This window comes from Clostridium beijerinckii (assembly GCF_008705175.1).
Taxonomy (GTDB): Bacteria; Bacillota; Clostridia; order Clostridiales; family Clostridiaceae; genus Clostridium; species Clostridium beijerinckii.
In genome coordinates this window covers 5,344,583-5,369,307 of sequence record NZ_CP043998.1, presented here as the reverse complement: position 1 = coordinate 5,369,307, position 24,725 = coordinate 5,344,583, and the positions used below count along the sequence as shown (strand labels likewise).

The window sequence follows — 24,725 nt, the reverse complement described above, 5'->3', positions numbered from 1 at the left end:
ATAGTTTTGTTAAGCTATGACTTTTAATTACATATAGCTCATAGAAATAAAGATTATGCTATTTCTACAGTTTTAAAGGAATTATGATTGGTGGATGTAAGATTATATTTACAAATCAAATACGTACGTGTATAACAGGGATTTAGAAATTTCTATACAAAAAGGCACTAAGAGGGAGGTTTTTCAACTTTCGCTTGTCTGATTAAAGATTTAGGCAAGCGAAAAGTGAGTTTAGCTTTCCTCTTAGTGTTTTTTTAAATATTAAGAGTTCAAATTAAAACAAATGTATTTGATTTTAAACAAGTATCATATAGAGGCGAACTTTGGGGCAGAAATATACAAGGGAGTTTTTATTGACAACTGGAATTTTAGGGAATATAATAATTATAGTTCAAAATTCGAACAATAAATACTATGTTTAATTAAAGGGGAGTTAGGTGTAATATGTTAGAAGATAGGATAGAAATTTTAAAAACGCTGAATGATAATTTTAATATTAATCAAAGAGAATTGGCTAAAAGAACTAATATATCCCTTGGGAAGGTTAATGCAGTTTTAAAAGAATTTACCATGGATGGATTTATTGACAGAATAACAAATAATAGAGGAACTTTATATAAAGTAACTGAAAAGGGCATGAAGTTTTTAGAAGAAAATATTGCTTCTGCAAAAAGTACTAGATTAAAGATTCATGAAGAAGAGAAAAAAATAGTTAAACAAGCTGTAATACTTGCAGCAGGTAAGGCAGAGGAATTTGGGAAACCTGTAGGAATGTTGGATATTGAAGACTTTAGGCTTATTGATAGAACTCTAAATATTTTAAAAGAAAATGGAATAACTAAGACCGTTATAGTAACTGGATATGAAAGTCAGTACTATGAAGAAGCTTTTAAAAATAGTAAAAATATAATATTAGTAAAGAGCGATACTTATAAGTGGACAGGAACAATGCATTCATTATCTTTAGCTAAAGATTATATAGATGATGATTTTTTACTTATTGAAAATGATTTGATTTTCGAAAAAAGAGCTATTAAGGAATTAGCAGAAAGTCCAAATCGTGATTGTATTCTTTTTACAAATGAAAGTGGATCAGGTGATGAAGCATTTGTTGAAATAAGGGATAATCATTTATTTAAAATGTCCAAAGATATTCATCAATTTAATAGAATTGATGGAGAAATGATAGGACTTACTAAGATATCACATAAATTATATACAATGATGCTTGAAGAATTTAAAGGGAATGTAAATCCGTATTTAAATTATGAATATGTACTTTTAGATGTTGCTAGAAATTATAATATTGGTTTTGTTAAAATAGATGATCTTGCATGGGGGGATGCAGATAGTTCTAAGGAATATGAAAAAATCAAGAATTATCTTTATCCAACTATAAGAAGAAGAGAGCTAAGTTATGAGATAAGTAACATAAAAGCTATTGTTAGAGAATCATTAAAAGTAACAGATGAAGATATTACAGAAGTTGAGCCAGCAGGTGGTATGACAAACAAAAATTATAAAATATGTGTTAAAGGTGATAGATACATATTAAGAGTCGCAGGTGTTGGAACGGAACAAATGATTAATAGAAACACAGAAATGTTTAATTCGGCGATTGCTTCTGAGAAAGGCTATAATGTAGAAGTACCTTATTTCAATCTTGAAACTGGAGTTAAAATATCTAAGTTTATAGAAAATGCTGAAACTTTAACTCATAGAAGTATTAAGAAAGAAGAAAACTTAAAGCAAGTTACAGCTATCTTAAGAGACTTGCATGAATGTACTGATTTTCATATGGATAATGAGTTCAGTATGTTTAGGGAACTTGAAAAATATGAAGGGATTTTAACAAAAGATAATGGAAACTTTTTTGAGGATTATGCTGAAGTAAGAGAAAAGGTTATGGCTCTTGAAGAAGAATTAAATAGATGCAACAGAGTCTATGTACCATCTCATAATGATTTGGTTTCGGAAAACTTTGTTAAGGATACTGCAGGCAGAATTTATTTAATCGACTGGGAATACAGTGGGATCAACGATGATATGTGGGATTTGGCAGCTCTTTCTTTAGAAAATGAATTTTCAGAAGATGATATAGAGTTAATGTTTAGACTATATTTTAAAGGAAAAGATGCTGATAAAGATTCAAGAAGAAGATTATTAATTCATCAAATATGCCAAGATTTCTTATGGGCTGTTTGGACACTAATTAAGGAAGCAGAAGGAGACGATTTTGGTACTTATGGATTAGATAGATATAATAGAGCTAAGGAATATTTAAATAAACTTTAATTATAAATCAAATTTATAATTCTGGTTAGATATCACATAAGCTTAGGATATAACTTGTTTATTTATATGTATTGAAATTTAAGATGATTTATATATTTTTAATTAGCTGAGGAGAAGGTAGATATGAGAGCAATTTTAATGGCAGCGGGCATGGGAACAAGATTAAGACCATTAACTGAAAATACTCCAAAATCTTTAATAGAAGTCAATGGGATGTCTTTACTTGAAAGACAAATAATAAATTTAAAGGAGATTGGGATTAACGAGATTATAGTATTAACTGGATATCTCCATGAAAAGTTTGATGATATAGTTAAGAAATATAATTTAATCAAAGTGGTTAATGATAAATACGATATCTATAATAATATATATACTATGTATTTAGTTAGGCAATACCTTAGGGATGCATTTGTAATTGATGCAGATAACTATATTACAAGGAACTTCTTACCTAAAAGTAAACCAAAAACATCATTATATTATTCAGCTTGTAAAGAAAACATAATAGGTGAGTGGATTTTGAAATATGATGAAGATGGCAGAATACATAGTGTTGAAATTGGAAAAGAAGGAGATAAACCTGATTTTATAATGTCAGGAGCATCTTTTTGGACTGCTAAAGATGGCGAATTTATTTCTAATAAAGTTGAAGAAGCAATAAACAAAGGGGACTTTAGAGATTTATATTGGGATAGTATTGCTGTAGATAATCTTAAGGACATGGAAGTGCATATCGAAAAGATACAATCAAATGATATATTTGAAATAGATTCATTGGAGGATCTAGCATATCTGAAAAACGCACTTAAATTATAATTTAATGATATAAAAGCAAAATATAATATGGAAATATGAAAAACTACACTAAAATATACTTATTTTGATGAAGGTATATTTTTGTGTAGTTTTTTATGTAAAAATATATGTTTAAAAGGCTACTGAATATGTCTATTATGCAAGTGAGATTGATATTTCCAGGAACTTAATTGTATAATATTTGGGCTGCTATCTATAAGAGCGTTATTATCTTTTGAAAAAATCACTTTTCTTAAAATTAATCTTTTCTTATTGTATGTACGATTATGTAGGCCTAATATTTTGTAGGAAAGTTTGAAAATATCCTTATGTATTCTCATTTTAGTTTTTAAACTCACATCTTCCCAACTTATCTCATAAAGAGTTCTACAAAACTTTAAAGTGTTCTTTATTCCCAATGAATTAAGATTTCTCTTTAGAATTTTAGATGTATAAAAAAGACCAGCACCAGAAGTTGTTGACATGGACAATCCTATTTTATCATTTATTTGGGATCTTGAGCTACTTAATAGGTAACAACAAGATAGTCTGTGCAAAAACAGTTTCATTTCATTGCTAATATCACATTTTGATACTGGAGAAGCTATTATAAGTAAATCAGAGCTATCTAATGAATTTATGATGTACTCCATACCATTAACAGTTTTTGAATCAATATCGGGATAAGAAAGACGTCCATTGTAAATATAATCTTTTGATAAGAAAAATTCCGTGACTTTTAATTCAATATTAAGTTTAAGAGCATTTAGCAAGAGTTGCACACAATTATATGTATTTGTCTCGCTTGAGTTATCATAAATGACAATTACATTCACAAGTGATCATCCTTTCACTATATATGTGTCTTTAAATTCTGAAATATGATTTTCTAAGAATCTACGTTCTTTATCAGTTAAGTTTTCGTGCTTATAAAATAGTAAGAAAACTGGGGAGTAGAATTGAAGTGCTAATGTATAAGGGTCTTTTTTTATAAATACGTTTGAACTTATTAATTTTGAAAATACGTCAGCTTGAAAATCTAATATATCATCAATAAATATCTTATTATATAAATCTGAAAGTTTAGAGTTGTTACATTGCTCTATTGTCAGCAATTTTCTGAATTTAATCATATTCTCGTCTTCTAAGTAGAAATTAAAAATGTATGAACTTTTTTTGAAAAAGTATTCGTCAGATAACCAATTTGTTTTATTAGGAAGATTCTCATCAGAATTATCCCTAATTTTTATACTGTTCAAAAATTTATTTACTAAATCTGAATATTTTTGGATTATAGTATCAAAAATATCTTGCTTATTTTTGAAGTGATTATAAAGAGAACTTGCTTTTATGCCAACTGCTTTGGCGATATCTCTAACAGATATTGCATCAAAACCTTTCCTTGAAAAAAGATTTAATGATTCAGATATAATTTTTTCTCTTGTATTCATAAAAACTCCTCACAAAAATATTATTGCATAACTTTAAAGTGCTTAATTTATATTAATATATATCAAACACAAATACATATAAACTATAATTAGAGTTTGAGAAATAAGCATAATATTCCACTACTATTATCTTATAATTTAAAACTAACAGTTGTTAGTTTGATTATAACTCAAAGTAAGAAAAAAGTCCATAAATTTTCAACACTTTCCATATAATTTGTATATGAATTGACAATGAATAAACTAGAATGTACAATTGAAAAAGCGAAAAATATACACATATAAAAAAAGCGCGAAGCGCAACTAAGAACTTATAAAAAAGCAGGAAGTGCTAAAAACTGATATAAAAAGTGCGAAGCGAAGTCAATAACTTGTTAAGTAGAAATAAATTCAATCGGAACTGTGCATTTTAATAAAATAATTTCTAATTTATCACAGTGTGCTTAAAAGTCATTAAATGTGCATTGTTGATTAGAATACGTATATGGAGGACAAACAAATGGCTAAATCTATTTCAAAAAATGCGATATTCAAAGCAATGCTTAACTTATTTAACATAATATTGCCGATTTTGGTAATCCCATTAGTTACTAGATCAGTTGGTAAAGAATTATATGGTTATATGGGATATGGAGATTCTCTAACTGCTTATTTTTTAATATTCGCAAGCTTTGGAATTTACCAGTATGGACTAAGAGAAATAAGTAAAGTTCGTGATGACAAGGCTAAACTTAGACAAACGTTTACGAGCTTGTTTCTTTTTGCAAGTGTTACTAATATCCTAGCTTCAGCTGCATACATGATATTTGTAGCTATTTTTTATAAAAATGAACCATATTTTTATACATGTATAGTTATGGGATTTAATTTGGTATTTAATCTTTTTTACGTGGAATGGGTTAATGAAGCATTAGAAAATTATGATTTCATTGCTATTAAAACAATGATAGTTAGAATAGTATATTCTGCATTGATTTTGCTATTTGTTAGAAAACAAGAAGATTATTTGTTTTATTTATATTTAGTTATAGGATTTAACTTTATAAATAATATAATAAGTTTCGTATACGTAAAAAGAAAAGTAAGGCTTGATTTTTCTAATCTTGAATTTTTTAGACATTTAAAACCTATGTTTTACGTTGTAATTCTTTCTAATACAGGAGTTTTATATACTCAGCTTGATAAGATTATGCTAAAAGACAGTATTGGAGGGACTACCGATGTTGGATATTATTATATGGCTCAGAGGGTAACTACTATAGTAAGTACACTACTATTAACAGTTATCCAAGTTACTATGCCAAGGCTCTCTAACTACTTGGGAAATGAATCTAAAGGTGAGTATTTGGTCCTACTAAAAAGGGTTATAAAGATATATTTTCTGATTTTATTTCCAGCATCTATAGGTCTTTTGTGCCTTTCTAAAGAGGCTATATATATCTTTGGAGGACCAGAATTTTTAGCGGCAGTTCCGGTTATGGTTATATTTTCAATACATATGTTAAGTGTTGGAGTTGAAGGGGTAATAGCAAATCAAATAATATATCTTCACGGAAAAGAAAAGTATGATGCAATGTTAGTATTAATTGGAGGAATACTTAATTTAATTTTTAATACAACATTATTTCTAACAGGAACATTTAATATGGTTACTGCTATAAGTACAACTCTTTTAGCAAATCTTATTGTAATAGGTTTAGAATATAGGCTGGTTAAGAAAGTTATAAAATTAGATATACATTTGTTCGCTTACGAGAATATAAAGTATTTCTATTATTCTTTGATATTCATTCCTATAACGTTTGGAATAAAGCTTGTTATACATAACATACTTTTTGGATGTGTAGTGGAGGTTTTTGCATGTGGCTTAATATATGCTGGAATTCTTATATTTACTAAGGATCAGGTATTTTTTGAGCTGGCAGACAAATTACTTTTGAAATTCAAGCTTAAAAGATAATTAGAATTGAATAAGAAATTAAGAGGATATTATTTTATATAGCTCTTAAGTTAGAATCATGCGTTTGTTAGTGCTGTTGGGAATTGACATGTAAAATGTTAAAGATATAGCGCTTTCAAAGGCATGATTTTTTATTAAGTATTTAAATATGAATGGGAATAAATCAATTTAAAGCTTTTTATGAAAATTTATAATATTTTTTTATGTGAACATGTTGATTTGAACAGTGAACAATGATAATATAATTTTGTTCACAAAATGAACTTAAGGCTAAGGCATAATTAAGTTTAATATATATTCATTTTGTTTATTATATAGTATAAGGAAATAATTTAGTTTAAGAAGATTATTGTAAGGTAGAAAAAGTTAAAATTATACGAATAAGAAGTTATATTTAAGGGGGAGATTTTTGATGCAAAATATTATAAAAAATACCAAAGTTAATGAAGCTGCAGTTATTGCAAAAAGGAAATTATCGGCACAATTTTTTAAAAAGGGTATTACAATAGCTTTATTTTCAGGTCTCATGTATGGATTCTACTCAGCATTTCTAACTTTGGGGATGACTAAAGGAGTTTGGGGAGATTGGACAGGAGTAAATTCAGCTGGTTTATCAGCTTTTGTTATTACGTATTTATTAGGGGCACTTGGAAGTGCAGTAAATGATGTTTGCAGCGCTGTATGGGCAGTGATTTATGCAATTATTAAAGGTAAGTTTGGAGATTTCTTAAGATGTATTAATACTACCCCAGGGCGTGTAATGATGTTAGCAGCTCTTATAGGAGGACCTATTGCTAGCACGGCTTATGTTATTGGGCTTCAGATGGCAGGGTCAATAGTTATTCCTATTACTGCCCTTTGTCCAGCTATTGGTGCTATTTTAGGTAGAATTTTATTCAAGCAGGAATTAAATAAACGTATGATATTGGGTATTGCTATCTGTGTTTGTGCAAGCTTTATGATTGGAAGTACAGGTATTACAGGGGATGCACCAAAAGGTATGCTATTAGGTATTTGCATTGCTTTCATCGCGGCTCTTGGATGGGGTTTTGAAGGTTGTGTAGCTGGCTATGGTACATCTATGATTGATTCAGAGATAGGTATTACCATTCGTCAGGCAACAGCAGGTCTTTCAAATTTAATTATATTCATTCCTATTTTAGGGATGATAGCAGGTGGAGTTAATATTTCAGCAGGGCTTGTGGCTCAAGCATTTACAAGTGGTTCTGCTATGATTTGGTTTGCTGCAAGTGGCCTTTGTGCATTTATTTCATTTATGACATGGTATAAAGGCAATAGTATGTGTGGTGCTGCACTTGGTATGGCTTGTAATGGTACATATTCATTCTGGGGACCATTTTGCTGTTGGATATTACTTGGTGTAATCTTTGGAATAGATGGATGGTCTCTACCTCCAATCGCTTGGGGAGCAGCAGTACTAATGATAGTTGGTATATTAGTAATTGCAATGAATCCGCTTGATTTATTCAGAAAAAAGGAGGTAAGATAGTATGAAACCACTTAATTATGCTATTTTAAAATACTTTACGAAAGTACCTGAAGCTTGTGCAGAAGACGTTATTGAAGCTCTAAAAGGTGAGTATGGTAAATTTAAGGCCCTTAAAAGAGATGCTGTAATTTCAGCTCTAATGACAGCAGAAGCTAATGGACTTTTAGAAGAAACAAGGTTTGATATGGATGAGGCAGGCAATTTAAGAGTTTATTATCATGCAAATGAAGAAGGAGCAGCTACAATTAATAAATATATTAGAGACTAATGATTATATATTTGTATTAATAAAAAAATGAATAATACTGGTGTAATCGTAGAATAAAAGACAATAATATATTTTAAAGTTTAAATATATGAAATGCACAACTCATACTGAGTGGTTAGGAATAAGGCACATAAACTTTTATTGTGCTTAAGGTTTTATTGAAACCAAAATCTCTAATCATGAAATATGAGGTGTGTATTTTTTTTTGCTATAGAACAATAGTCTAAGTTGCAAAATTCTGATATAGAACGTTTCGAAATAATGATTAAATGATAAAGAAGAATGAAATATTGATATTAATTTGTTTATAACTACAAAAAAACACAATAATTAATATAATATGTATAAAATAATTATAAAATCTGATAAAATTAATATATAATTTGTCTATTAATGATATATTAATGAGGTGAAAGATGAATATAAGAAGAAAGTTTATAGTTTTATCTATATTATGGGGAATAATTCCTGCAATTATTTCGACAAGCATATGTATTTCAAATTTTAATACTAGAAACTTAGAATTAACTAAGCAGAATGTAGAAACTTTTTCTAAGGATCAATCTATACACTTAAAAGCTTTTTTTGATGAGAATATTAGTAATCTTAATAATGATACCAATATACCAATAGTAAAAAAAATATTAACTGCATTAAATAATAAAGAAGATTTAGAAGATAAAAGGCATGATATACAAGTTTTAAATGAAATCTTGGCTGGTAGAATGCAAGAAGAATTTTTTTTAAGTAGAGAGGTACTTGTTGACAAGGAGGGTGTAATTATTGCATGTGATAATAGTGAGTTCATAAATAAGAAGGCTATGATTCCTAATAATGAAGTTGAGAAGCTTAAGCAAAACGAAGTTGTTGTAACAAACATTATAGAAAGAGAAGATTTTAATGATGGAGCCAAAAGTGCGATAATTGCAAGCCCTATATTTGTAGGAGGCAAATACCAAGGTTTTATAGCTAATATAATGAATATGAATTATTTTGAAAAACTTGTAAACGATGTTAGCTTTTTTGATACTGGAAGAATACTGATAATGGACCCAAATGGCGCTGTTGCAGCTGGAACTAGCAATAATATAAAAGAAAATATAAAAAAGATAAATGTTCCTAATAATTTGTACGAGCAGTGGGAAAAGATAGATTTTGATAGTACACCTAATGGAATAATCGAATATAAAATTAATAACACTGAAAAGATAGGATATTATTCGAGGATTAGTAATACTGGCTGGATAGTATTAAGTGCAATTGAATTATCAGAATTTAAGACGCCAACTGAGAGAACTATAAAGAATACTGTGGCATTTTTTATAATTATTTCACTATTAATAACAGTATCATATTTATTTATAGTTAATTATTTCTCTAAGCCTATATATAAATTATTGGAGGTAATTAGAAAGATAAAACAAGGTAATATGGATGATCGATTTATATATAATAAGGAGGATGAATTCGGAGAAATAGCAACAGCATTTAATGGATTGATGGATACTATAGAAAAGAATAAAAAGCATATAGAAGAAAAAAATAGAAGGCTACAATCTCTAACATCCAATATACCAGGAGGAGTATATACGTGCAAAATAGAAAATGGAGAATATATTTTAGATTTTGTAAGTAGTGGGTGTCTAAGCATTTTAGGTTACAAAGAAGATGAATTTACTGAAAATCAAAGGCGTAAAAAATTAATTGAATTAATTTGCGAGGCTGATAGAGAAAGAGTAATGAGGGATATAAGAGAACAAATAAGTAAATATGGTAAGTACACTGTAGAATACAGGGTTAAAAGGAGTGATGGAGTCAATGTATGGTTATTAGATAACGGTCAAATAGTAGAAAATAGCTATGGTAAATTATTTAGCTACAGTGTAGTAATAAATATAACTGAATCCAAAATAACTCAAGAAGAGCTTAGAATGAGTGAGGAGCGCTATCGTATAATTATGTCTCAAACAGAAGACGCAATTTTTGAATGGAATATCCCCAAAGATACTGTTTATTTTTCTGGAAATTGGGAAAATAAGTTTAGCTATAAATCAGTTGTAAACAATGTTAGTGAGATTATATATAAAACAGATTATATTTATAATGATGATATAAAGAATTTTGGAAAATTGCTTAATGGTATTATATATGGGGATACATATAAAGAAGCTGAAATTAGAATAAAGAAAAATACTAATGAATATATTTGGTGCAAAATAAGAATAACTGCCATGTTTGATGGAAATGGAGATATATTTAAGGCCATAGGGATAATTATTGATATTGATGAAGAAAAGAGAGAGAATGAAAAACTTTTATTTAAAGCACAAAGAGATAGTTTAACTAGCTTATATAATAAAGGAACAGTACAAAATATGATTGAAGAATATATGAAAAGTGCTAAGAAAGGCGATAGTGGAGCGCTATTTGTTGTAGATCTTGATAATTTTAAAGCTGTAAATGATAATTTAGGTCATCTAGCAGGAGATTTTGTTTTAACTGACATTTCACTAATGTTTTCAGAGATATTCAAAGAAGATTCTATTGTAGGACGAATAGGTGGAGATGAATTTGTGATATTCCTTAAAAATATTACATCGGAAGAGTTATTAATTGAAAAAGCAAAAGATCTAATGAATGGTTTTAGGAGTAATAATACCGATGAAGTTTTAAGTCAAAAAGTTTCTGGAAGCATAGGAATAGCAAAATATCCAGAGCATGGTAAGAGTTTTAAGGAACTTTTTACAAATGCGGATAAAGCAGTCTACTTAGCAAAAAGTAAAGGTAAAAATAATTATTGCATTTTTGAAGAAAATTAATTATACGAATAATAAGATAATACTGATGGGATAGCTCTCATCAGTATTATTTTTGATTAGAATCTATTGTTGAGTTGTCGTAGTAAAATCATAAAAGTGCTTTTGAATTATTTAATACTTTAATGGAGAACATAAACTTAGCATTGTTATACTTGTATTGTTTAATTGTGCCTTAACATTAAGTTCAAGAAGGAAGGTATGCAAAAGTTATGAGTACAATATTTAAAATTTACAAAAGGGATATAAGAAAAATAACAACTAATATTCCTCTCATGATTATAATAGTAGGGTTACTTTTCGTACCTGCTTTATATGCATGGATTAATATAATAGCTTCTTGGGATCCATATGGAAACACCAAAGGACTTTTAGTAGCAGTAGTAAATAATGATGAAGGCGCTCAATTTCAAAACCTAGAAATTAATATAGGTAGAGAGGTAATAGATAAGCTGAAAGGTAATGAAAGTATTGGATGGACTTTTGTTAACGAGGATGAAGCAGAAAGTGGAGTAAAATATGGTAAGTATTATGCTAGTATAACTATACCTGAAGATTTTTCGAGTAATCTTCTCTCAGTTGCAGCAAGTGGTGAGCCTAAAAAAGCTAAACTTATTTATTCTGTTAACGAAAAAATTAATGCTATAGCACCTAAAATTACAAAAAGCGGATTAACAAGTTTACAAAATGAAATAACTAGTTCTGTTACAGAAGAAGTAAGTAGTACTGTGCTTAATTATATGAATGCTTATGGTATTGAACTTGAGAAAATTAAGCCTCAGCTAGAAGAACTTATGAATATTATAAATGACATAGATAATAACCTACCTCAAATTGGTGAAGGAATAAATAATGCTTATAATGGGGCAGTAGATCTAAATAACTTTATACAAAATATTCAAGGGAATATACCTAATATAACAAATTCACTGAACAACGCTCAAAATGCTGTTCAATCCAGTAATGACTTTTTTATTAAGGTTAATGACACAATAAAAAATATATCTCCGTATGTTAGAACAGATTTAGCTACAGTAAAGGCTAATTCTACTGCAACAAGAGATGCACTTAACAGTATTAATAATTCCGTTGATACAGATGTTAAGGGGCAGCAGGATATTCTAAGATTAGCTTCAACTAAAATGAATAATGCACTATCTGCTGTTAATAATGATATAAATATACTTCAATCTGTAAATAATATTTTACATAGTAGTGCAATATCTAATTTTATAAATAAAATGCAAAATATTAGGGATCAATTAGTTCAAAATAAATTAAATTTAGATGCTTTGATAACTACATTAAGTAATGGTAATAAAATTTCTTCCGATGCAGTAGAATCTCTAATACAAGGGATAGATAAAACATCACAACTTATTGATGATTCAATAAATAATTTTGACAGCGCTATTTCGCCAGCAATAAATAGTCTTGTGAACAATACAACAAATATGGCAAACAACTCATTAACACTTTTAGAAAGTGCAAAAAATAATATACCTTTAATAAATAGTCTGCTAAAAGATGCTAATATTGGTACTGATTTAGGGGCAGAACAGATTAAAAATATTAAAGATAAATTTCCAAAAACTGAGGAGACTATCCACAGTAATGTTGAAAAATTTAAAAGTTTGAGTAATGATGAAAAATTCAACGAACTCACAGGTCTTCTACAGAAAAATACAAAGGATGTAAGTGATTTTCTGGCAAATCCAATTGAGCCAGTTCAAAACAGGGTATTTCCTATACCTAATTATGGATCAGCTATGGCTCCATTTTACAGTACTCTTGCTATATGGGTAGGTGGATTTACATTACTTTCTATACTATCTGTCCATGTAGAAGCGCTGGATGATGTTAAGAATTTAGGAACTACAAAAATGTTTTTTGGCAGGTTCTTAACTCTTGCAACCCTTTCACTACTCCAAGCTATTATCATTGTTTTAGGAAATTTATTTTTTATTAAGACTTATTCTGTAAGTCCAGTAATACTTTTAATATTTTCTATGTATGTAAGTATAATTTTTATAATGATTATATACACCTTGGTATCAGTATTTGGGAATGTGGGTAAAGCTTTAGCTTTAATTATAATGGTACTTCAGGTTTCAGCATCAGGAGGAACTTTCCCAATACAGCTTACGCCTAAATTTTTTCAAAATATAAGTCCAATGCTTCCTTTTACATATGCAATAGGAGGAATGAGAGAGGCAGAGGGTGGGATCATCTGGAGTTCCTTATATTACAATATTGGAATTTTATCTATATATTTTTTCATATCAATAATTATTGCTGTATTTTTAAAAGAAAAGATGAATAAGAAGTCAGAAAAATTTGTTAATAGGATGAGAGAAAGTGGATTAGTAGGAGAGTGAAGATAAACGCTAATTAAATTATGTTCATTTTATGTAAATGTATGAGCCTAATTTAATTGCTTAAGGTAGGTATTTACAAGAAAGTAAAAAAGCAATGATATAATTTGTAATTGGACTATTACAAACAAATATCATTATTGTCATTGATAAAGTAGGCGAGACTAATAAATAGTATGTTATTATATTACTATGTATAGAGTCTCGCTTTATATATTTTAAGTTAAGTAGTGTATGTAAAAATATTTTAAGTTAATAGGGGGGGATTAATGAGATGAAAAGAATTGAATTAATTCTTGCAAAGTTAAGAGAAATAAAAGATTTGTTTCCAAATGGAATTTCTGCATTAGAAATTGCGGAGGAGTTAAACCTTAGCAGAGCAAATGTAAGTAATGATTTGAATAAATTAGTAAGTGATGGGAAGGCAATAAAGATAAAGGGGAAGCCGACACTATTTATTGCAATAGATGAGGAAAACGTTACCTCAAATTTATCAGTCATAAATAAGTTTTCGGAAGCTAACCCTAGTCTATATTCAGCAGTAGAGCAAGCAAAAGCCGCAATATTGTATCCACCAAATGGAATGAATATATTATTACTTGGGGAAACAGGAGTTGGTAAATCGACTTTTGCAGGACTGATTTATAAATATGCCATTGAAATGAATGTGAAATCTAAAGATAGTCCTTTTATAACATTTAATTGTGCAGATTATGCAAATAATCCTCAGTTATTACTTGGGCAATTATTCGGAGTAAGAAAAGGTTCTTATACAGGGGCGGATTTTGACAAGGTCGGTTTGCTAGAGAAAGCTAATGGAGGAATTTTATTTCTTGATGAGGTTCATAGATTGCCTGCAGAAGGGCAGGAGATGTTCTTTACATTTATGGATAGAGGGGTATATAGAAGGCTTGGAGAAACAGAAAGTGAAAGAAGTGCAAATGTTCTTATAATAACGGCTACTACAGAGGATCCAAATACTACATTGCTAAAAACATTTACTCGAAGAATTCCTATGGTTATAACAATACCATCATTAAAGAATAGAGGAATGGAAGAACGATTCAATCTAATAAAACAATTTATGATTGAAGAGTCAGGAAGACTTGGAAAAAGTATTAAGGTGTCAGTAAACTCAATAAAAGCTTTTTTATCATATAACTGTGAGAACAATGTAGGGCAGTTAAGATCTGATATACAATTAGCTTGTGCTAAAGCATATGCTGATTTTCTGTCGAATAGAAAAGATGTAATAAAGATAAATAGTATAGATTTACCGCTATATATAAGGGAAGGTTTATATAAAGAGATAGAACATAGACAGTTATGGAACAAATTGATTGATATAAATAAGAGATATCTAATATTTGATAAGGATGAAGATAGGGAGATATTTGAAGAAGGTACTAATGATAGCAATATCTATGAGATGTTAGATTTAAGGACAAATGAACTTAAAGCAAAGGGAATAAAAGGAGAACATCTAGAGGAAGAAATAGAAAAAGATATTGAAGATTATTTTAAAAAATATATTAACGATTTTAGTACTAAAGTTGATATGACCAATATAAAAAACATCGTAGAGAAAGATGTTATGGATATAATCGAGGAGATTATTTTATTCTGCGAAGAAGAACTGGGAATAAAGCTAGACAAAAAAATAAGTTATGGGTTAGCAGTTCATATTAGTAATTCAATAGATAGAATAAGGAGAAATAAAAAAATTGTTAATCCTAAATTAAGTAGTATTAGAGAAGAAAATAAAAAAGAATTTAGTGTGGCTTTAGATGCTTTGAAGATGATAGAGAGATCAATTGATATAAGTATGCCAATTGATGAAGCCGGATTTATAGCTATGTTCTTAAGTTATAATTATAGAAACGTAAGATATATACAAAATGATGTAAAGATAATAATAATTGCCCACGGTATTAGTACTGCGACATCAATGGCTGAGGCAGTTAATAGTCTGCTTGGAACAGAAAATACTGCGGGTATTAATGCACCCATAGAAGAAAAACCTGAGAATATATTAGAGAAAACTATAGAATATATTAGAGAACAAAAAATTAAATCGGATATATTATTTTTAGTAGATATGGGATCACTTACGACTTTTGGAAAAGAAGTAGAAAATATATCTAATATAAAAACTAGAACCATACCATTAGTCAGCACTTTGCATGCATTAGAAGCAACAAGAAAATCTATGATGGGATATTCTTTGGACGAAATATATAGAGAAACACTAGATGTTAATAGTTTATATGATGATAATGTTGCAGATATAGATTATAAGGAAAACGAGAAAGATAAAAGATTAGCAATAGTAACAGTGTGTACAACTGGTGAAGGTGGAGCTAAGACTATTAAGGGAATATTGGAACGAAATCTAACTTTTGATAAAAATGTAATAGAAATTGTGCCTATAAATTTTATAGGCAAAGAAAATGTATATGAAAGAATAGAAAAATTAAGGAATAAATACGAAATTATTTGTTTTGTCGGACCTTTTGAATTAGATGTAAATAGTCCGCAGTTTTCGCTAGATGATATTATAGATGGAGATTGTGCTAAGGATATACAAAACCTTATTGATGCAGAAGAAACATATATAAAAATGGAGGAAACTTTAGAGCGTGATTTAAAAAATGTTGATGGAATAATGGTACTAAAGAGCATAAAGAAATTCAATAGAACTGTTACTGAAGAATTAAAGGTTAATATAAAGATTAATATTCTAATTGGAATAACACTTCATATGGCGTGTGTAATAGATAGATATAAGGAAGGTAAAATTACCTTAGAATTTGAAGGGAAAAAGGATTATATAAAAAATAATTTTAATCTATATAAAATTGTGAAAAATGCATGTGCACCTATAAATACAAAGTATTCAATTAGTGTTTCAGATGATGAAATATGTTATTTAATGACATTCTTTGATAGTAATAACATTTAATAAATGAATCATGAAAAAATAAGAAATATATAAATATCTATTCTGTAGGATAACTAGTAATCTTACTTTATAGATATTTATATTTTTTTTGTTTAAATTTATAGACTAAGTTTTATAATTTAGTGCAAAATATTGTCTTGAATCTATAATATCTAAAAAATTGGGTATAAAACATATAATAAATACACAAAATAAAACACATTGACCATTTGTTTTAAAAAATTTGTGAAAAAGTAAAACACATAATAATTGTTTTTAAAGTGTTTTATTATCCTCAAAAGTGCATAAATGCTACGATTGAACTCATAATCACATTTTTATTTCTGCATCAGAAACTTGGCACGGTTATTGCTTTATATATAAGCATAAGAAAAACAAAACAAAATTAATATAAAGTATAAAAACAAAAAGTATTAAAAGGAGAGAGCAAAATGGAAGAATTAGAATTAGCAATCATGAATATTATAATAAACGCTGGAGACTGCAAAAATCATGCTTATATGGCTCTTAATAATGTAAACGAAGGAAATTATGAGGAAGCTGAAAAAGAAATGCAATTAGCAAATGATGCATTAGCTAAAGCTCATGAAGGTCAGACAATGTTTCTTCATAAAGAAGCTAATGGAGAAAAAGTTGATATATCGGTTTTATTTGTACATGCACAAGATCATTTAATGACAGCAATAACTGAAAAGAATTTAATTGAACAAATAATGGAATTAAGGAAAATTATAAATACATTAGTAAAACAATAAAAGAGATATAAATTTAATTAATCAACAACTATAATTCTTATTTTAATAAACTATATATATTTAAGGAGGAATCAACTATGATGAAAATTAGATTATTTTGCGCAGCAGGAATGTCAACAAGTCTTTTAGTTAGTAAAATGAAGGATGCAGCTAAGGTCAAAGGTGTAGAAGTAGATATAGAAGCTTTTCCAGAAGGACAAATGGATAAACATCTAGATAATGTAAACGTTGCACTATTAGGGCCACAAGTTGGATATACATTAGGAAAAGCAAAAAAGATGTGTGAACCACTTGGAATTCCAGTGGATGTAATACCAATGGTTGATTATGGAATGATGAATGGAGCAAAAGTGCTAGAATTTGCACTAAATTTAGCTAATAAATAAGAACTGAATTTATATAGAAAAATGTAATATAAAACTGAATTATTGTACAAAGTTATATATAATCATTTAAGATATTAGCAGGCTATATGGAAGGTTGTAACTTTAATATAAAAGATAATATTAAGCCTAACATATTTATTATTATATATTCTGACTATCATATTATATTTAATTAAGGAGGAATCATTATGTCAATTGGAAATACCCTAAATGAAAAGGTTATACCAGTAGTTATGAAGTTTGTTAACCTAAAAGGTGTTATAGCATTAAAAGATGGTATTTTATTTACATTACCTTTTATTATGGTAGGATCAGTATTTTTATTACTTGCACAAATACCATATCAGCCATTTAACGATTGGATGGCTAGTCAGCTTGGACCAGGATGGACAGAGCCATTATTTCAAGCTTATGGAGCTACATTCTCAATAATTGCATTTATTGCGGCAATAGGTATAGCATATACCTATGCGAAAAACGAGGGACATGAACCTCTATCTGCAGGAATAATATCATTTGTAGTATTTTTATTAACAACTAATTCTTATGTGATAACTAAGGGAGGAGAAAAAGTAAGCGATGTTATTAGTAAAGAATTTGCTGGTGGAAAAGGAATGGTTACAGCAATTATTATTGGTTTAGTTGTAGGTGCAATTTACTCATGGTTCATGAAAAGGAAGATTACAATTAAAATGCCAGCTGGTGTACCACAAGGGGTTGCAAACTCATTTGCATCATTAATACCAGCAGCAGTTATAGTGCTTGGAGCAACAATACTTTATAGTATTCTTAAATATGGAATGAATACAACATTTATAGAACTAATATATAAGTTAATACAAACACCATTACAAGGAATGACAGATTCTTTAGGCGGAGTTATTGTTATGACATTTATAATCCCATTTTTATGGTGGTTTGGAGTACATGGATCATCAATTATAAGTGGTATAATGACAGGAATACTAACATCAAATGCAATGGAAAATCAAGCTATAGTTAATAGTGGAAAAGCACTTACAGTAGCTAATGGTGGTCATATAGTAACACAACAATTTTTAGACAATATGATTGGTATGACAGGTTCAGGTGTAACAATAGGACTTGTAATATGTATGTTATTGTTTGCAAAATCAGCACAAAGTAAAGAACTAGGTAAATTAGCTATAGTACCAGGATTTTTCAATATAAATGAACCAGTTTCATTTGGAACTCCAATAGTAATGAATCCATTTATGGCAATACCATTTATACTTACTCCAATGGTTACAGGGTTAATTACTTATTTTGCAATGTATACAGGGTTAGTTCCATTATTTACTGGAGTATTAGTTCCATGGACAACACCACCAATAATAGCAGGACTTATCTTAGGTGGATGGAAAATGGCGTTATTGCAATTAGTAATTATGGGAGTATCATTTGTTATTTACTACCCATTCTTTAAGAAACAAGATGCTTTAAACTTTAAAAATGAACAGGCAGCAAAAAATGCATAAAATTGAAATTTGATATAAATTAAATCAAGAACATTTTTAAAAATTAGTAGTCGTAATTTAATTAAAGATAAATTATTATTACTTTTTCTATAATAAATAGCCTCTATATAAAATAGTTATTTTCAAAGACTATTTATATGGAGGCTTATTTATATCAATGTTGTAATTTGAATTCAGAAATTTGCTCATGCATAATTTGCGAGTGAGATGCTAATTCTTCAATAGATGCTGATGTTTCCTCTGCTGTTGCTAGGTTAGTTTGGACAATATCTGATATAATATCCACTTTTAAAGTCATTTTTGATATTGCACTTGTTTGCTCTTCAGAAGCAGTAGCTATTTCCTTTACTAACTCTGAAGTATATTCAACATTTTCGACAATGCTATTTAAGGCTATACCAGTTTCATTTGCTATCAATTCGCCTTTAGATACAGTGTTTAATGAGTTCTTTATTATTTGAGTAATATTTTTAACAGAATTAGAAGATTGTTCAGCTAATTTTCGTACCTCATCAGCAACAACGGCGAAACCCTTTCCGGCATCGCCTGCTCTGGCAGCTTCTATAGCTGCATTTAAAGCTAATAAGTTAGTTTGTTCAGATATTGACTGAATTGTATTTATAATTGCTGAAATTTCATTGGAGGCAGTAGCAATCTCGTTTATAGATTCCATTAATTGTTTCATTTTATTATTTCCATCAGCAACAATCTTTGTTGTTTCATTGTAATAATTATAAGCTTTTTCAGAGTTATTTGTATTCTTTTTTACTTGATCAAGTATTATATTAAAGTTTCCCTGAAGTTCTTGCACTGCGCTAGCTTGATTAGAAGCTCCTTCGGAAAGTACTTTTGTAATTGAAGAAATTTCTTTCGCGCTATTTGCAGTAAAATCAATTGATTTATCTATATCTAAAAAGCTAGAATTTAAGTTAGCTATAATTTCATCTAAAGATTTTTGTATTGGCGCAAAATCCCCAATGTAATGAACGGATTCCATTTTGTTAATATTTAAATTTCTATTTGATAATTCCTCTAATGTATATGTTATATCTTTAATATATAATTTTAGCATATCTATAGATTTCTTCAAATCATTGAACATATCACCCATTTCATCTTTTGAAGAATATTCATTGTCTATGTTTAATATTCCATTTGATAAATTTGTAGAAACTTTTTTTACATTATTTATTCCTTCAAATATAGAAGATTTTAAAGTTTTACCTAGAAATCTTGGAATGAGTATTAAAAATATAATTATTAAAACAAGAATTACGGTAGCCAAATTCCTGTAAAAAATGGATTCATTTACAAATGTTTGTGCATTTCCTTTAGAAGATTCGTATAATTGAGAAATATAATTTTCGACAATATCTATTTGAAAGCTATATGTATCCAACTTAGAAGTTATTGTACTTTTAGGATCATTATTTTTGATAGAATTGCATAGTTCTTTTCTATAGGTATCAGCAATACTTAAATTTTTAGTAAGTTGATCTATGGCAGATTTATCACTTGTATTTTGCTTCAATAAATCTATCTTACTAGTGAGCTCTTCAAGGGCTTCATCGGAATTTCTTATAAAGTCTTCCTTATTTTTAGGACTATTTTCTATTACAGCTCTAGAAATATTTGTATCAGAAACCTGAAATGCAAGCCTAATATCGGATAATGCTTGAGAAATATGATAAGGACCATTATATAGAGAAAAAGTTCTAGCAGATAATGATAGTAGTACACCTATAGATATAACCATACTCAATAATGTAAATATAAGTATAAAATTAAAGGTTGTATCTATTTTTTTACTTATAGAATAGTTTTTGAATTTTTCGTTTAATTTGAATGATTTACTTATGAAGGATTGTTTATCTTTATTAAAAGCTTTTTTAATTTTATTCATACCGAATCACTCCTACTAAATTCAAAGTGAAAACATTAACATATATTATTATATCAAAGTTTACATATTACAGCAATTGAATAAATAGATAAAAATTTATGCATTTTACAGTATATAACTATTAGAAAAATTAATTATGAAAATGTATACAAAAAGGTATTGACTAATTAATATAAAAGCTTTATTATAGACTTATCAAACAACATTTAAAAAGTTATTTTAAAATATATTTAAAGTGAAACATTAACAAGTACTAAAGCTAAATTTAAAACTCGGACAGGCTATGTAAAATAATAGCTAGATTCAATTATTTAGGAATAGGATATTAATTAATATCTAACTTAATAAATCTAATTTGTAGCATTAAAATATCGAATAATATACTTCGTAAAATTTGTCAAGATCTGATTATAAGAATTTAAAATTCATAAAAAATGGAGGAGTTAAAAATGAATAATATACCACAAGTAAAATTAGGAATTGTTGCAGTAAGTAGAGATTGTTTCCCAATGGAATTATCAGAAAATAGAAGAAAAGCAGTAGTAGAAGCTTTTAATGGAGAAATTTTTGAATGTCAAACAACTGTTGAAAATGAAAAAGATATGAGAAAAGCTTTAGCTGAAGTTAAAGAAGCTGGAGTAAATGCATTAGTTGTATATTTAGGAAACTTTGGTCCTGAAACTTCAGAAACTTTACTTGCTAAAGAATTTGATGGACCAGTTATGTTTGCAGCTGCTTCAGAAGAGAGCGGAGATAATTTAATAGGCGGACGTGGAGATGCATATTGCGGAATGTTAAATGCAAGCTACAATTTAGCTCTAAGAAACATTAAAGCATACATTCCAGAATATCCAGTAGGAACAGCTCCAGAAGTTGCAGGAATGATTTCTGAATTTGTGCCAGTTGCTACTGCATTATTAGGATTAAAGAACTTAAAAATAATTTCTTTTGGTCCAAGACCTCAAGATTTCTTAGCTTGTAATGCACCTATTAAACAATTATACAATTTAGGTGTTGAAATAGAAGAAAACTCAGAACTAGATTTATTTGCTGCATTTAATGATCATAAAGATGATCCAAGAATTGCAGACGTTATAGCTAGCATGGAAAAAGAATTAGGTGAAGGAAATAAAATGCCTGGTATCTTACCAAAGCTTGCTCAATATGAAATTACATTATTAGACTGGATGGAAGAACATAAAGGTTCAAGAGAATACATTGTATTTGCAAATAAATGCTGGCCTTCATTCCAAACACAATTTGGATTTGTACCATGTTATGTAAACAGCCGTTTAACAGCTATGGGAATCCCAGTATCATGTGAAGTTGATATTTATGGTGCATTAAGTGAATACATCGGAACTTGCATAAGCCAAGATGTTGTAACATTACTTGATATAAACAATACAGTTCCAGCTGATATGTATGAATCAGAAGTTAAAGGGAAATTTAATTATTCATTAAATGATACATTCATGGCATTCCACTGTGGTAATACAGCAGCTTGTAAATTAACATGTGGAACAATGAAAAACCAAATGATTATGGCAAGAGCTCTTGAACCAAATCAAGAACCAAATATAACTAGAGGAACACTTGAAGGAGATATAGTACCAGGAGATATTACATTCTTCAGATTACAAAGTAATGCAGATGCAGAACTTACAGCTTATGTAGCAGAAGGTGAAGTATTACCAGTTGCAACTCGTTCATTTGGAGCTATAGGAGTATTTGCAATTCCTGAAATGGGAAGATTCTATCGTCACGTATTAGTAGAAGGCAGATATCCTCATCATGGAGCAGTTGCATTTGGACACTTTGGAAAAGCTGTTTACAACTTATTTAGATATTTAGGTGTTAAAGAAGTTGGATTCAATCAACCAAAAGGTATGCTTTACAAAACTGAAAATCCTTTCAAATAGTATTGGATATTTACCAGAATCAAAGGGTTATAGATAAATATTCTTGGCAGTTTTTTTATCTATCTTTGTTTTTGAGGTAATATATTTCAAAGGCTGAAGGCAGGTTCCCCTCCAGCTTTCAGCCTCAATTTATAAAAATTTAATATGTGAATAAAAATATAAATGCCTTCATTATTTAGATAGTATTTTAGAGAACTATTTAAAATGGAGGTTATTTATGCGTTTAATAAAGAAAAATTACAATAGGATATAAAATTATATCTAAAAGACAAATTATTCAATTTTTATTAAACGTTATCAATGCTAATATATAAGTATATCAAATATATGAAAATTCTAGGGGGTAGAAAGGTATATGAATAAGAATTTGAAAAGGATAGCATCAATCATAATGACAGTAACTATGGTTTCTGCATCAATGATTGGCTGCGGAAACAGCACTTCACAGACAAGCGGTGGATCTGCTTCAGGAAAGACAAAATTGACATTATGGCATATCCAAACGTCAACAGCAGCAGATGCAATTAAAGCATCAGTTAAAAGGTTTATGGAAGCTAACCCACAATATGATGTAGAAGTTGTTGATCAGGTTAATGATTCCTACAAACAGAAATTATCTATGGCAATGAGTTCAAATCAGACTCCAGATGTATTTATTCAATGGGGAGGATCAGGATTAATTGATTATGTAAATTCAAATAAAATTGCTGATCTTACAGAATTCATGAACAAAGATAACTACAAAGATAAATTTATAGATGCTGGAATTAATCAATGTTCATACAATGGAAAAATTTATGCCGTTCCAGTTGAAAACGTATCCGTAGCAGGTTTCTTCTATAACAAAGATGTTTTTGCTAAATATGGAATACAAGAGCCAAAAACTATTTCTGAATTAGAAGCTGCATGTGATAAGTTAAAAGCAAACGGAGTGGCGCCATTTGCTTTAGCTAATGCTACAAAATGGACAGGATCTATGTATTATATGTACTTAGCAACTCGTTTTGGTGGGTTAAATGCATTCGCAGATGCAGCATCAGGAAAAGGAAAATTTGAAAACCCTGCATTTGAATTTGCTGGAAGCAAAATTCAAGATTGGGTTAAAAAAGGTTACTTTATAGATGGATTCAATGGTATGGATGATGATAGTGGTCAAGCTAGACAAGCATTATACAAAGGTGATGCAGCTATGGATTTAATGGGTTCATGGTTCACAGGTACAGTACTTGGTGAAAATCCAGACTTTATGAGTAAATTAGGATTCTTCCCATTCCCAGCATTAGACGGTTCAAAAGAAGATCAATCACTTTGTGCAGGAACAGTTGGAGATAACTTATATTCAATTTCAGAAACATGTAAAGATAAAGAAGGTGCTTTTAAATTAATTCAATCTTTATTAGATGATCAAGCATTACAAGATCGTAAGAAATTAGGTAAGATTATTCCACTTAAAGATTTCAAACCAGACGATGCATTAACACAAAAAATCTTAGACACAGTTAACCAAGCAAAAGGAGTTCAATTATGGTATGACCAATACTTACCAGCAGAAGTTGCAGAAGTACACAAATCAACTTGCCAAGAAATATTTGGGCTAACTAAGACTCCACAAGATGCAGATAAGGAACTACAATCTGCTATGGATTCATATAAGGCAAAAAATAAATAATTATAGCAGCATTAAAAAATAATGTAAAAGCTGTTGCAAAATAAAAATTCTATTATATATAAACAATTGCAAATTTAGATTTGAATTATAGCTTATCTTTGAATGAGAATGTGCAAAGCATTTATGATTTCTGAAAAAGGAGTACAAATATGATAT

16 protein-coding genes are annotated in these 24,725 nt (G+C 28.9%); 13 read left to right on the top strand and 3 right to left on the bottom strand.

All coding sequences use genetic code 11. The features are described from left to right. Positions 1 to 444: 444 nt before the first annotated feature. A complete protein-coding gene (locus F3K33_RS23900) occupies positions 445 to 2,295 on the top strand; it encodes an NTP transferase domain-containing protein (protein WP_023976105.1) in 1,851 nt (616 codons plus the stop codon). Positions 2,296 to 2,418: 123 nt separating this feature from the next. After that, positions 2,419 to 3,114: a sugar phosphate nucleotidyltransferase gene (locus tag F3K33_RS23895; RefSeq protein ID WP_012060848.1), complete on the top strand. Its 696-nt coding sequence runs from the start codon at positions 2,419 to 2,421 to the stop codon at positions 3,112 to 3,114. Between the two features lie 119 nt (positions 3,115 to 3,233). Here F3K33_RS23895 and F3K33_RS23890 read toward each other — a convergent pair whose 3' ends face one another. Together F3K33_RS23890 and F3K33_RS23885 are read right to left on the bottom strand one after the other, a co-directional pair. Beyond that, the gene (locus F3K33_RS23890) at positions 3,234 to 3,929 is read right to left on the bottom strand and encodes an NAD(P)H-dependent oxidoreductase (RefSeq protein WP_012060847.1); all 696 of its coding nucleotides are present in this window, start codon (positions 3,927 to 3,929) and stop codon (positions 3,234 to 3,236) included. A gap of 6 nt (positions 3,930 to 3,935) precedes the next feature. Then, positions 3,936 to 4,544 carry a TetR/AcrR family transcriptional regulator gene (locus F3K33_RS23885; RefSeq protein ID WP_017212122.1) on the bottom strand — a complete coding sequence of 203 codons (609 nt, stop codon included), beginning with the start codon at positions 4,542 to 4,544 and terminating at the stop codon, positions 3,936 to 3,938. A 499-nt stretch (positions 4,545 to 5,043) separates the two neighbouring features. Here F3K33_RS23885 and F3K33_RS23880 point away from each other — a divergent pair, with 499 nt between their 5' ends. From F3K33_RS23880 to F3K33_RS23840, 9 genes are all read left to right on the top strand, one after another. Beyond that, positions 5,044 to 6,504: an oligosaccharide flippase family protein gene (locus tag F3K33_RS23880; protein ID WP_039770729.1), complete on the top strand. Its 1,461-nt coding sequence runs from the start codon at positions 5,044 to 5,046 to the stop codon at positions 6,502 to 6,504. Positions 6,505 to 6,916: 412 nt separating this feature from the next. Beyond that, a complete protein-coding gene (locus F3K33_RS23875) occupies positions 6,917 to 8,014 on the top strand; it encodes a DMT family transporter (protein WP_039770731.1) in 1,098 nt (365 codons plus the stop codon). 1 nt (position 8,015) lies between these two features. After that, positions 8,016 to 8,282, top strand: a complete 267-nt coding sequence (locus F3K33_RS23870; protein ID WP_017212125.1) for a hypothetical protein — start codon at positions 8,016 to 8,018, stop codon at positions 8,280 to 8,282. Between the two features lie 416 nt (positions 8,283 to 8,698). Beyond that, positions 8,699 to 11,101, top strand: a complete 2,403-nt coding sequence (locus tag F3K33_RS23865; RefSeq protein WP_039770733.1) for a diguanylate cyclase — start codon at positions 8,699 to 8,701, stop codon at positions 11,099 to 11,101. Between the two features lie 209 nt (positions 11,102 to 11,310). Then, on the top strand, positions 11,311 to 13,476 hold the full coding sequence (locus F3K33_RS23860; protein ID WP_039770735.1) for a YhgE/Pip domain-containing protein: 2,166 nt from the start codon (positions 11,311 to 11,313) through the stop codon (positions 13,474 to 13,476). A 271-nt stretch (positions 13,477 to 13,747) separates the two neighbouring features. After that, positions 13,748 to 16,435, top strand: a complete 2,688-nt coding sequence (locus F3K33_RS23855) for a sigma-54-dependent transcriptional regulator (protein ID WP_023976102.1) — start codon at positions 13,748 to 13,750, stop codon at positions 16,433 to 16,435. A gap of 431 nt (positions 16,436 to 16,866) precedes the next feature. Then, on the top strand, positions 16,867 to 17,190 hold the full coding sequence (locus F3K33_RS23850) for a PTS lactose/cellobiose transporter subunit IIA (protein WP_017212129.1): 324 nt from the start codon (positions 16,867 to 16,869) through the stop codon (positions 17,188 to 17,190). Positions 17,191 to 17,267: 77 nt separating this feature from the next. Further along, positions 17,268 to 17,576 (top strand): PTS sugar transporter subunit IIB, encoded by a 309-nt coding sequence (locus F3K33_RS23845; protein WP_023976101.1) that lies wholly within the window; start codon positions 17,268 to 17,270, stop codon positions 17,574 to 17,576. A 188-nt stretch (positions 17,577 to 17,764) separates the two neighbouring features. Further along, positions 17,765 to 19,075 (top strand): PTS sugar transporter subunit IIC, encoded by a 1,311-nt coding sequence (locus tag F3K33_RS23840; protein WP_103698919.1) that lies wholly within the window; start codon positions 17,765 to 17,767, stop codon positions 19,073 to 19,075. Positions 19,076 to 19,229: 154 nt separating this feature from the next. Here the strand turns inward: F3K33_RS23840 and F3K33_RS23835 are convergent, their stop codons facing one another. After that, positions 19,230 to 20,978: a methyl-accepting chemotaxis protein gene (locus F3K33_RS23835; RefSeq protein ID WP_023976099.1), complete on the bottom strand. Its 1,749-nt coding sequence runs from the start codon at positions 20,976 to 20,978 to the stop codon at positions 19,230 to 19,232. Between the two features lie 449 nt (positions 20,979 to 21,427). Between F3K33_RS23835 and F3K33_RS23830 the strand changes: the two genes are divergently transcribed. Beyond that, entirely contained in the window at positions 21,428 to 22,900 is a 1,473-nt protein-coding gene (locus tag F3K33_RS23830; protein ID WP_054249045.1) for an L-fucose/L-arabinose isomerase family protein, read from the top strand. A 355-nt stretch (positions 22,901 to 23,255) separates the two neighbouring features. Beyond that, positions 23,256 to 24,569, top strand: a complete 1,314-nt coding sequence (locus F3K33_RS23825) for an ABC transporter substrate-binding protein (RefSeq protein WP_012060834.1) — start codon at positions 23,256 to 23,258, stop codon at positions 24,567 to 24,569. Positions 24,570 to 24,725 lie beyond the last annotated feature (156 nt).